The organism is Paenibacillus suaedae (assembly GCF_032337355.1).
Classification (GTDB): Bacteria; Bacillota; Bacilli; order Paenibacillales; family Paenibacillaceae; genus Paenibacillus_B; species Paenibacillus_B suaedae.
Window position 1 is genome coordinate 109,150 of the sequence record NZ_JAVYAA010000009.1, and the last position, 12,758, is coordinate 121,907.

Consider the following 12,758-nt stretch of genomic DNA (forward strand, 5'->3'; position numbering starts at 1 on the left):
CGGGCTATTCGCCGTTAGTAGACAGGACTTCCTTCTTGTTATTTATTAATCCAACGTAATATAATCTACTTTTTTCAATAATCGAACCAATAGAATGGCTGCCTGTGCACGTGTTGCTGAACCCTTAGGCTGGAAGCGGTTCGTGCTAACCCCTTGAATGAGTCCATCCTGTACGGCCTGTGCCACGATTGTTGCGCCTGCACGTGTAAATTCCTTATTGTCCTTGAATGACTTCAGCACATCTGTCGATGCAGCGGACATCCGATATCCTGCTGCTTGTGCAGCACGAACCATCATAAGCGTAATCTGCTCGCGTGTCACAAATTGCTTCGGCTTGAATGTTCCATCTGGGAAGCCCGTAATTACCCCTGAACGGATGGCCGCACCAATGTAGGCTCCTGTCATATCTCCTTGATTCACATCGCGGAAACGCTTGACAGCTTCACTATCTGGTTCAAGACCTAACGCTCGAGCAATCGAGACAGCAAATTCCTCACGCGTAATCGGCTTGTTCGGCTCGAACTTGGTGCTGCTGCGTCCACTCATAATCATTTTGGATACGAGGGCAGTCACATCCGCTTGTGCCCAATGTCCCTGCAAATCGATGAAGGATTGCTTCCCTACCGTAAAGAGAATAATCTTTGTGCCAACCATGTTTGTAATGGCTACGGTATCTAATCCTGCACGTGACACCTTGGTTGGCAAGTATCCTAATTTCGAGTAATTCTTCATCCACTCTACTAATGCTGCCCGGCTGGCAGTTACTGATTGGGAAGACTTCATTTTTACAACGGTATCGATATTCAGCGCGCTACCAGTGCCATTGTTTACTACATTGAACAGCGCGAATTGATAAGCCTTCACCATTGCTGTCGCTTGTACACTTGTAAGCTCATTCGTAATCGTCGCTGTTTCATTGACCGGATCGATTTCAAAGAGTAGCGAAGAATTCGTGATTGATCCTTGCGTTCTTTGGATGATCTTGCTCATCGTATCGCGATTAAGCGATATTCCGTATACAGCTTCCTTATACTTCACGGTAAACCAGATCGCATCGGTTCGCGAATATGCTTTTTCAAAAGCGGCTAACGGCACTACGACCCGCGCACCCGCTTCTGTGGATGGCACTTCGAATCGAAGCTGCTTATCCGAATCCAGAGATTGGCCAGCAAACTCAAATGCCGTCTTCACCTTAGTAGTATCAAGCGTATAACGATTGACCGTTACTCCGCTGCTTGTCCGGTCAGTGGTAATTTGAGCTGTATTCTGAAGCAGAACATACGCATAGTCTCCGAAGGAGCTGTCCTTGTCGCTTTTTACAAAATAGCTATCCAGCGACCCTGCTGTTGTTCCACCTGTGCCTGTGCCCGTTGTTCCTACTTTTAAGTTCGAGAATGTCTTGATTTCGATTCCGGCCTCTGATTGAAGTGCTTTAGAACCTGTATTGTAGGTCACACTTAAGTTGCTTCCATCTGTTGGCGGGTACATTAACTCGATCGTCACTTGCGTTCCACTGGCAGTTACTTGTTTAATACTCATCGCCTGACTGCCTGACATGACCAGAAACTGCGGATAATAGGACGACGACATCGATTCAAGCCGCTTGTTAAACGTCAAGATGATTGATGGGGACTTCCAGGTTATCGATTGGACAGTCGCAGCTTCGCTATCAGTCGAATTCGAAGCAGATACAAGGTTCAAGTTGGATGCATAGTTGTAATTCCAATCGCGCAGCGGCGGATTTCCTCTTACATACGATACGGTTACATGATCTGTTTTCGATACCGCCGATTGCAGAGTCAGTTCCACTCGATTTTCCTTAATCTCAACCTTCGTGACGTAACGTGCCTTTTCATTCACGAGTACCGAGAATTGGTTCTTCATCGGAATGTTGTTCTTATCCATTGGTTTGTTGTACTTCAGAATCATCTTCGTTCCAAGTACCGTTACCTCTTTCAGTTCCGGCGGCTTATTGTCATAGCTGTTCCGTACGAAAAATTCATCGATTGTTCCTACCTTGCTGCCACGGGTATCCTCTAGTGGATAATTGCCCGGTGTGTAGCTGACCTTGACAATATCTCCGTTCGATACCGAACGGTTTAATGACAAGGTCACGGTAGACGAGCTGCTGTTATGCGATAGTTTATCAATTCCTACAGTGGAATCATTGTATGTGACGGTAAATTGACCGTCTGCATAGGAAGAAACACTTTTCAGAGAATCTGTAAAATATAAATACAAAGTAGAACCGGAAATATACCCATCTCGCAGCTTCGTTAATGTCGTGTCTACCTTGTTCTCTACCGCACGGGAGCTAAAGCTGGAAGCTACATTGCCTACCGTATCACGCACCGCGCGGAAGCGTGCCGCATAGCTAATCTTGACGTCTTGACCTACAGCAACGCCGCTCTCTAGCGATACATAGACATAATTGCTAGAGGTATACGCGCTGCTGACACGCCGCTCCTCGTTATTCACTAGTACGGTGAATTCGTTGGAAGGCGGATTCACGTTGCTGTCGAGCGTCTTGTTATATCGAATTTGAATTAACGAGTTGCTGTACATCGTTACATCTTCTACTGCTGGCGGATTCCGGTCAGTAATTGCCGTAGAAAACGCCCATTCAGATAGTCCTGCAAATTCATTGCCGGCTGTATCCTTAACGGCGCCCCTTGCAATGCTGACCGTATACACAGTGTTTTCCTGCAAGCTGGAGGCAGGATAAATCCACAGCTCCTTCGAATTGCGCACGTATACGCTGGCTGATTCTGAATAGGAGTAGGATTTGCGTCGCAAGTCAACACCTTTTCCCGTATACACAATTGGCTTACTAAAGGTTATAATTAACGTCTTGTTCGCCGGTACAGTCACACTGCCGGACGATGGATCGAAGCTGACAATCGTTGGCGCGGTTGTATCCGTTGATTGCGTACGGAACGACCATTCCACAGCCTCCATCAGGTTTCCAGCAGCATCACGGAATGCTCCCTTGGGTATTGAGACTACATATGTGCGATTTGGTTCTAAAGACAGAACATTCGTGGACTGAATAACCGCAGAGCCGCCTCCCGTTATCGCTGAGGTAACAGGGAGCACAATATCTTGGCGTCCATCTGATTTAATCACAATATTGCCTGTTACTTGATAGACCGACTTATCGAATGTTAGTTCCAAGCGTGTCTGTGGGGGGACAGCTGTCCCATCCAGCGAGCGCTTTGTTATTTTCGGTGGATTCGTATCAACACCAGGCGTCGTTGTAAAGTTCCAGTACGTCTTGCCTGAGAAGCCTGCTACGGGAGTCCCGTCATCCAAATCCAAAAAGGCGCCTGCATCCATCGTGACATAGTACGCTGTTCCGGCTTCTAATCCATCCAATTTCATCGTTGCTGTAAGTCCATTCACTACGAAATCCTTCGCAGCGATTGTCTTCACGACACTGTTGTCACTGAACTTATTGATCTTGATGCTGCCTTGGCCCGCTTGGACAGGACGGTTAAACGTAATTTGTGCATCCGCAGGCAAAGCAATTCCTTGGCCTTGTGGCGAGAAGGATGCCGCTTCCTGCTGGGATTTAGTGGAAAATGCCCATTCTGCAGGTGTGGACAGTTCTTTAGAGGCTTCGCCCAAAAAGAGCTTTCCATCCACTTTTACAACATATCTTGTTCCAGCTTCAAAAGGCTGCAGCCCTTCCAGTTGGAATGTTACGTTATCAGTTGATGCTATTTTTCCGACTCCATCCGCACTTGTTTCAGCAAAGCGCTGCTGTGCTCCTGTTTTTTCGTTCGTTACCGTAATGTACCCATTCGTCATGGATACTTTTTCGTTGAACGTAAATTGTATGCTTGATGGATTGATCGAGACTTCCTGCGCACCGTTAGCTGGCAATGAACTGACTATCGCAGGAGGGGTAGCTGCGTGCACCTCGGGCACACCTCCCCATCCGAACACTCCTAAAAAAAGGACGAAGGCCATTGTGGCCGCAATCCATTTCTTCATTCTATATGCTCCTTTCATTCCGAAGACAGTTGTACTCTATTTGTCGGTAAAAAGGAGGAAATAGTTTAGATACATCACCACCGGTACGCAAAAAAGACCTCCTCCTAAGCCTGATAGCCCAGAAAGAGGTCTTGTATAAGCGCTCAAATAATAAAGGGTTAGATTACAAACCCGCTTGCTCGCGCAGAGCATCTGCTTTGTCTGTACGTTCCCAGGGCAAATCCAAATCTGTACGGCCAAAATGTCCGTAAGCAGCAGTCTGCTTATAGATTGGTTTGCGCAGATCAAGCATTTTAATAATGCCTGCAGGGCGAAGATCAAAATGAGATTGAATCAGTTCAACAATCTTTTCTTCATTTACTTTGCCTGTTCCGTAAGTATCCACGTTAATGGATACTGGAGTAGCTACACCAATGGCATAAGCCAATTGGATTTCACATTTGTCAGCCAAGCCAGCTGCTACGATATTCTTCGCAACATAGCGCGCTGCATAAGCTGCAGAACGGTCAACCTTCGTTGGATCCTTACCGGAGAACGCTCCGCCGCCATGGCGTGCATATCCGCCGTACGTATCCACGATGATTTTACGCCCAGTCAAACCTGCATCACCTTGTGGCCCACCGATTACGAAGCGGCCAGTTGGGTTGATGTAGTACTTCGTCTTATCGTCAAGCCATTCGCTAGGAACGACCGGAGTAATAACTAATTCTCTGATATCACGTTGGATTTGCTCCAAGGTTGTATCTTCCGCATGCTGTGTGGACACGACAATCGTATCTACACGTACTGGCTTATCTCCATCATATTCAATCGTCACTTGTGTCTTACCGTCTGGACGAAGGTAAGGCAATGTGCCGTCTTTGCGTACTTCGGACAAACGACGAGCAATACGGTGTGACAATGCGATTGGAAGCGGCATGAGTTCTGGCGTTTCGTTCGTTGCAAAGCCGAACATCAAGCCTTGGTCGCCTGCACCGATATTCTCGGTTTCTTGCTTGGCATCTTCAGTACGTGTTTCAATGCCAGCGTTAACCCCCTGAGCGATGTCTGGAGATTGTTCGTTAAGCGAGGTCAATACTGCACAGGTATTATAATCAAAACCGTACTTCGCACGCGTATACCCGATATCTTTGATCGTGTTGCGTACGATAGATGGAATGTCAACATAATCTGCCTTTGTGCTGATTTCTCCTATGACGAGAACTAATCCCGTGGCTACGGATACTTCACATGCAACCCGAGCATTCGGGTCGTTCGCCAAAAAGGCGTCCAATACCGCGTCCGAAATCTGGTCGCATATTTTATCCGGGTGTCCCTCAGTAACGGACTCGGACGTAAACAAGTGGCGTCCTTTCAATGACATAGGACTCGACCTCCTAACCTATAATATGGCTCTACCATGAGCAGCCTAAACAAAAAATGAACCTTTCCCGAATGGAAAAGGTTGTTATAGCAGCCTTCGAAAAATCATATTACTGTATTTGTCCGATCCTGTCAATGAAAGCGTCAAAAGTTGGATTACCTATTTTTGCTGCAGTGCGGTTGCAATGAGACGTTTTGTTATTTCGCCGCCTACCGAACCAGCATCACGTGAAGATAAGGTACCCCAATCTGCATGACTAGTCGTATGTTGAACCGGAACGCTGCCGAGTTCGGAAGCGAACTCTGTATCCATTCCAATATGCGCTCCGTGATGAGAAACCGGAAGTCCGAACTCGGCTGCAATCTCATATTTCATACGGTGCAGGGCGTCTCTACTGGCTGGCACTAACGTTTTTTTGCTCACGGTAATATCCTCCCTCGTTATATATGCATCAGTGATAATTATTGTGCCTCATTTGGGAGGATGCACCCGCAGGAAATGTTGCCCGCCCTGCCAGCTCATGTTAATTACTCTGCTTTTTGTACTACTGAATAACCACCACGAACCATAACAATCAAACCATTCTCCTGCTGCGGATCTGGCATCACACCGCGTCCATCACGCGGGAACAACAGCAAGTGGTTCGTCGCAACCGCTTGTCCGCTCTTGATATCTGTGCCTTCCGTTACATCCGGCACCCCATTCTCATCCGGGCTTGTGATGACTGCCCTTCCGTTGCGGACAATGACTTCAGTTCCAGCCTTAGCAATAAGCTTCTGACCAGTTTTAACCGTTACGACTTTAAGTTCCGTATTGCTTGTTGTATCGCCCTCAGGCTGATCCTTCTTCGGGTTATCTTTGTCCTTGCTCGTAGTGTCATTGCCTGTATTGCCTTTCTTCAATTCAGCTTGAATAAGGGATTTAACTTGTTGATCCACATAACTCTTCGTTACAAGTGGATCTGAAGATGTTCCCGGCGTTGTATCTGCTGCGAATGCATTCACACCCAAAATAGAACCTGCCACAATCCCCCCTGTTATTAATGTTGTAGATAAAATAACCTTCGTAAATTTGTTCATTTTTTCCTCCCCTACTTCTTATGCCAAAAACTCCCCTCTACGAGGGGAGTTTTCTTTATTGTTTTAGTCCGCTGTTTTTGCGTTTCTAATGTTGTACGCACTACCATGGCTAGCTAGCTTGATCTTCTCTTTATCGAATAGATCATATAAGGTTAGCTGGAAGCCACCGTTCTCGATTTTTTCAAAAAAGGCATCTGGTATAGATGTTGAGAATGACTGGTTCTTGCCCTCTTTAAATTCTTTAACAAAGTCAACCTCTTTCTCGAATTTCTTGCCACTAGAATCTACAATTTCAATGACTAACTTATGACCGTACTCTCCCATATTGTACTCGAGTTGACGAGTCATATCATAAGAGAACTCGATGGACAAGTTGGATGTTCTGTTGGCAGTTACATAAAAATTGTATAGTGTCAATGAGTAAGGGAAGAAATCAAGATTTACAAAGTCTCGTTGAACCGTAGGCTGTACGACTTTCAAATCCATTGCTACTGCATTGATATATCCATCAGACTCACCCTTTGGAGGTGTTAGTTTATTCTCGGTAATTCCTTCACCGATAATAAGCTGCAAATCTGTTTTATTAACCGTTTTCGGTACTTTCACCCATGCCGTTACGACATTCAATCCTTGCGGACTCGTAGGGCCCTGCACTTGGGAAAGATTTGCTTTATAGTAACGTCCATCATCTGATCGATAGTATGCTACCATTTGAGATAAAATTGTCTGGCGCTCTTCCTGGCTCTTCATAACAAGATCCGTATAGATGATTTGTTCAACGGCACCTTCATACACCTTACTGTTCTTTACTTCAATATCCGCTTTGCGTCCTTGAGTAGTAAGATTGTATACTTTTCCAAATTCAACGACAGGCAATTTGCTTAACTTGCCTCCATTCGTGAACTGAATAATTGGGGCACTATCCGTTTCCCCTATTTTCTCCATTAGCGCCGTCTGGACTTGAGAGAAGTCCATATAACTTGGTACCTTCGTTACGATGTATACATCGATGACTTCCCTCGCTCCGATGATTAAAGCACCATTCGAGCTTATCACCTGTGTTTTACCAGATACACCGGAAGTATCCAATTTAAAGACACCTTCTAAAGCTGGCAACTGAATTGTTTTCGTTTCTTTGTTTTTAATTTTTAATTTTGCTGACAGTACATCCCCGTCTAACCAAGGTAGACGTTGTAGAGACTCTATTGTGATTCCAAGGTTGCCTTTGCTATGCTGCACATCGTATTCAATTCCCGTTTGATTACGCATGGATTGAAGATCAGGCAATTTATAAGTTCCTTCTGGGAACTTGAAATTCGAGTCCTTTTGATTCGTTTCAGGCTTAGTTGGATCCTTTTGTTCGGAATCTCCAGGCTTATTGAGTTGAAGTTTTAATTGTTCAAGAGACACGTCAGTAGATACCATCGCACTTAATGTGATTGGTCGTTTCTCCATTGCTTTCAAAGTCAAATTATCTAGTGATTTTGTAGGGATCGGCACGGATAATCCGTTTGGCCCTTTCAAAACAAATTCATATTTTGGTATCGTCACTGGACGATTCGATAAGTTTTCAAATTGGAAGGTCAATGTAATATCATTATCTTCAAAACTTTGGTTTGCCCAACCGTTCAAAATTTTAGTGCTTACCTTTGCCTTGTCGATCGTTATCACTTGCTCTTTATTCGCTGGAATAACAGAAGTGGCTGCATTCGAAGCTGGCAACTTTAAGGTTGCTACAGGCAGATTAATTTTTGCTGTCTCATCCTCTGTCAGTAGTTGAAGCTCCAAGTTTTTGATAACGACACTCTTAGGAATTGCCGTCATGAAATTCAATGTCTTTTTCTCGCTAGGCTGCAGCTTATACTCCTTACTTGCGCTATCTGGTACAAGAGGGTAACTGCTTCCGCTTGCTGTTTTAATTACGTATTTGTAAGTTGGATTCTCCAACGCTTTAAACCCTAAATTTTCCACATTTACTGCAACATTTACATAATTCATGTCTTCATTAAGCATCGAGGTTACTCGATCAATGCTTGTTTTTATAGGAATGTCATTCATTCGTACTGTGCTGCTTTTTCCAACTACAGTCGATGCAGTCATCCATGTAGGAATTTGAAAAGAACCCAATCTGTTTTCAAAACCAGCTTTGCTAAAATCCCACTTTATGATATCAAAAAATAAATCATTAATGGTAAGACCCTTCGCTACTTTTGCATAATAGGTAACACTCATCTCAGACAAACCTGGTACTGTTTTTTTCTCTTTATCCTTTGTAGTCAATACACTAGAAAACACCGTACCACCTTTTGTCCGAACCTTCGTCCAGTAATCAATAAGCGGCAAGCTGCGCTGATCATTATTATAATAAGTTAACGTATACGTCAAAATATTACTTTCATCTTGTTTATACATGTTTACATCCGTCAGCTTAACTGCACTTTTAGCAGTCAAGCGAATTGGCTTTAACTCACTAAGCGTATGTACTGGCGTCGGTTTAGCCGCAGGTTTTGTTTGCTTGCTTGTGCTTTGTTGTTTAGAAGCTTTTGTATCTGCAGCATAAATATTTGCCGTAGGGAAGGCTGACGCCCCTAAAATGAGGGACAACGATAACATTGTCGCAATGGCGGTTGTTCTTTTCAATCTACTTTCCTCCTATGCGTAGAATCTACATATATAGTATAACGCATAAAGATAAAAGAAAGTTGCGATTTTGAGCAAGTTGGAGGGTTACATTGTTGTAAGCTTTGTATAAAAAAAGAAAGCCCCGAAGGGCTTTCTTTTAATTATTAACGGTTGTATTGAGTAGATGCATAGAATCCACTCAGTGCAACATTGATGTTGTTTGTATCAACGATGTACTTCAATACGTTGTTTTCTTGATCCAACATTTGAACGTAGATCGTATCCTCATCTTTAACCAGAGACTTCTTGTCACCAGTCAATGTGAAGTTAATTTTCAGTGCAGAACCATTTGGCTCTACGCTGTTAACTTTAACATTAGTGTCTTCGTTAACTTTTACAACGAAGATTTTTGCAGCATCAGCAGCTGAGTGGTTTTGACCCAATTTAACGTCTGCTGTTACGCGAATTGTTGCTTCGTATGTTGCAGCTGTAGCTGTTGGAGCAACACTCAGTGAGCTAGCAACTGCTTCAGGTTTAACGCTAGTGAAGTCAGTGATATCTTTAGAACCAGACTTAACTTTAACGTTCAACAAGTCTGCAGTATTTGGATTTGTACGAACGTTAAGTTTAGCTTTAGGCAAGCTAGCTGGAAGCATTTGGTTACCAGTGAACTTCAGAGTAAGAACTGTGCCATCATTGCTCAACTCATGATCAGTAGGTCTGTAGTATGTGCTGTCATTAACGGAAATGGAGAAATCATCTGCATCCACATAGTTAATTTTTCCACCAAACTCAACCTTAACTTCTTCACGAGAAGTTACTTTAACGCTGTTGATAGCAATTACATTTTCGAATTTCTCAGCGTAAGTACCGCTGTAAATCAAAGTGTACCCATTATCTTGCTTCAGGTAATCACCTTTAGAATTTTTCACTTGACTTACAGACAAAGTATTCGGATGATTATTAGTTCTGTCAAAGCCCAATTTCCCTGCTTTAGCAGTGATGCGCACAGTGTCGCCAGTCATCATAGTGATGTCATGATCTGTGATAGATTTGCCGTTAAGGAGATATTTCTCTTTAATCAAGACGCTTCCATCACCGCTAGTTGCCATTTCGTCCTTGAATTGAACGTAAAGGTTTTCTTCGCCGTTTTCAGTAGTAAACCAAGAACGAACGATTCCTGTTTTTGCAGTTTGCTTAGCTGTGAATGTTTGCGACCATGGAGCCATTGTGTTTTGCAATGCTGCAGTGTCACGAACACCAGTTACATCCAAGATGTAATCTGTTTGGTTGTTCAACTTAGCGTTCAAGTTGATTGTAACTTTGTTCTCTTTTTCATTGTAAGATGGCTTCTGAACTGGATGACCATCTCTATCTACGCCACTGAAATCTTTATCCGTCAAGACTTTGCCGTCTCTATCTTTCAATGTGTAGTTTTTGTTGTTTTCAGCAGATTCCTTTTCAATCTTTTTGTTGAATTCAAGAACCAACTGATGGTTGTTCAATGTGCCTACTTCTTTAACTTCCAATTTCACGATTTCTGGACGAGTTGTGTCCAATGTAGGGTTCACTTTGATTTCACGGTCAGCTTTGTTGCCGCTGTAATCAGTTGCACCCTTTACATAGATCGTGTTGTCGCCGTTGTACATTTTGTTGCTGAATACAACTTTAACTTTGTTGTCTTTGTAAGTGATTTTACCAGTGTTACCGGAAGTGTTGTGGTACACTTTCTCGATGGAACGAACAGTTTCGTTGAATTCAAGCTCAAGCTCATTCAAATCAGTTGTCTTTGCTGACACGATTTCAGGAGCTGCTGTATCTTCAGCAATCGTGAATTCTTTGTCTGCTGGAATGCTCTTCAGACCGGAGAAGTCAGCAATGCTGCTCGCGCTCACTTTGTGAGTGCCAACGGACAAGTCTTTTTTCACGATTACTACATTTGGATACATGTAGTCAACGCTGCCTGCTACTATTGAACCGTCAACTTTGTAGTTGGCGGATGCAACTGCATCACCGCGTTTAACTGGCTCAGAGAATACGATCTTGAATGCTTTCGTACCCAAGCCAACAACTTCTTTGATTTCAGGTGTTTTCACGTCAACTGGAGTGAATTTCTTTGTTTCGTTGAACGTTTTGGAACCATCTTCGTTCTTCACGTTTTTGATTTTCACTTCAGTTTCTTTTTGGTTCTTCATGTCGGAACCATTTTCTTCAAGCAAGATTGTGACAGAGTTTTTGTCTTGCGCCATTGTCACGCTCTCGATTTTCATGTCTTTAACATCGTAGTTGTTCTTGTTCTCAGCAGATTTTTGCTCGAGAGAACCGTCAAATGCGACAACAACTTCTTTCAAGTTGTCAGCTGTAACGGATTTGATGCTTTGAGCAGAAGTAATAGTGTAAGTAACTTTAGCAGTTACGTCTTTACCTTTATATTGGAATTTAACTTCAGTTTCTTTGTTAGCTTCCAATGCTTTTTCCAAAGTAACTTTCACAACTTCTTTGTCAGTCATTGTGAATTCAACGTTTTTGGAGTCGATTACTTTGTAAGATGCAACTTTAGGACCTTTAACGAGTTCGTCAGCTGCATATGCTGCTTCTACCAATTGAGTGCGAGTTGCGTTCGCTTTAGGGTTTGCATCTTTGGAGAACAAACCAGCGTCAACTGCCGCTTGGAAGAAACCTTTAGCCCATGAAGAAGCGTTGTTTTGAGCGTCTTTAACTTCTTCAAGTTTCAAAGCATTAACCAAAGTTTTAGCTGCTTCTTCAACTGTGATTTTGCCGTTGAAGTCGAACAACTTCTTCTCCAAATCTTTACCTTGCATCAAGCCTTCTTTAGTTACAGCTTCGATGAATGGAGCTGCCCAGTTATTTTTACCATAGTTTTTATCTTTGTAAGAATATTCACCATGGATTTCTTTCAGACCGAACAATTTCACGAGTACTTTCGCGAATTCTGCACGAGTCATGTCTTTATCAAGGCCAGCGGATCCATCTGGATAACCGTTGAATACACCTTGAGTTTTCAATGCATCAAATTTCTCTTGAGTTGTTTTAGCTGCGTCAGCACCGAAAGCTACGTTTGCGAACATAGAGAACGCCATAGCAACGGAAAGCAGAAGGGCCAATCTTTTCTTCATAACCTTTTTTTCTCCTCCTCTAAATTGCTTCGTTTGTTTAGTTTGTTGCGTAGAAGTTTGATAGTTCATTTCCCTCATTCGCCGATTCACCCCCTTCCTCAGAGTGAGCGAAATGTAATCTAAAAAGAAGTCTGCAACATAAGGACATGCCACAGAAACTAGTAATCGATTAGGAACAAATGAAAATAAATAGAAATGCTCATACCACTCTAGACATTATACAATGTCAACTGCCTAGCGTAAAGTATATTTTTGTGAAATACAGGGAACAATAATTAAATTAACCACTGTATTCGAGCTTCATCATATTAAACGCACAGGTTTCGAAAAAGTTGCGCTCTACGGAAAATTATTTTTAAATTTTTTCGCAGATTTCAGACAATGTCTTGCTCATTACATTCAGTAACGCATATACACGGATATGCTATACATATTGCAATACTTGAATTCATCTATATGTATGCATGAACGAATACATCTCCTAGTATAGCGCCAAGCTAAGAAGGAGTCACTGGCTAATGTTTTCCACTGAATGACAGATCACCCATGAATATGATCATA

The 12,758-nt window shown here is 43.1% G+C and carries 6 protein-coding genes; all 6 read right to left on the reverse strand.

Annotated features, from left to right (window positions below):
* Positions 1-45 precede the first annotated feature (45 nt).
* Positions 46-3,996: an Ig-like domain-containing protein gene (locus RQP50_RS26725; RefSeq protein ID WP_315747246.1), complete on the reverse strand. Its 3,951-nt coding sequence runs from the start codon at positions 3,994-3,996 to the stop codon at positions 46-48.
* A 163-nt stretch (positions 3,997-4,159) separates the two neighbouring features.
* Positions 4,160-5,359 (reverse strand): methionine adenosyltransferase, encoded by a 1,200-nt coding sequence (gene metK, locus RQP50_RS26730; protein ID WP_005544758.1) that lies wholly within the window; start codon positions 5,357-5,359, stop codon positions 4,160-4,162.
* A gap of 159 nt (positions 5,360-5,518) precedes the next feature.
* A complete protein-coding gene (locus tag RQP50_RS26735; protein ID WP_021258874.1) occupies positions 5,519-5,782 on the reverse strand; it encodes an alpha/beta-type small acid-soluble spore protein in 264 nt (87 codons plus the stop codon).
* 104 nt (positions 5,783-5,886) lie between these two features.
* Positions 5,887-6,438 (reverse strand): hypothetical protein, encoded by a 552-nt coding sequence (locus tag RQP50_RS26740; protein ID WP_315747247.1) that lies wholly within the window; start codon positions 6,436-6,438, stop codon positions 5,887-5,889.
* 63 nt (positions 6,439-6,501) lie between these two features.
* Entirely contained in the window at positions 6,502-9,078 is a 2,577-nt protein-coding gene (locus RQP50_RS26745; protein ID WP_315747248.1) for a hypothetical protein, read from the reverse strand.
* Between the two features lie 146 nt (positions 9,079-9,224).
* Complete coding sequence (locus tag RQP50_RS26750) at positions 9,225-12,275, reverse strand: Ig-like domain-containing protein (protein WP_315747249.1); 3,051 nt, start codon at positions 12,273-12,275, stop codon at positions 9,225-9,227.
* Positions 12,276-12,758 lie beyond the last annotated feature (483 nt).

Excerpts from the sequence above, each read along its gene's own strand:
- RQP50_RS26725 (WP_315747246.1), bottom strand. The coding sequence starts at position 3,996 with ATGAAGAAATGGATTGCGGCCACAATGGCCTTCGTCCTTTTTTTAGGA.
- metK (WP_005544758.1), bottom strand. The coding sequence starts at position 5,359 with ATGTCATTGAAAGGACGCCACTTGTTTACGTCCGAGTCCGTTACTGAG.
- RQP50_RS26740 (WP_315747247.1), bottom strand. The coding sequence starts at position 6,438 with ATGAACAAATTTACGAAGGTTATTTTATCTACAACATTAATAACAGGG.
- RQP50_RS26750 (WP_315747249.1), bottom strand. The coding sequence starts at position 12,275 with ATGAGGGAAATGAACTATCAAACTTCTACGCAACAAACTAAACAAACG.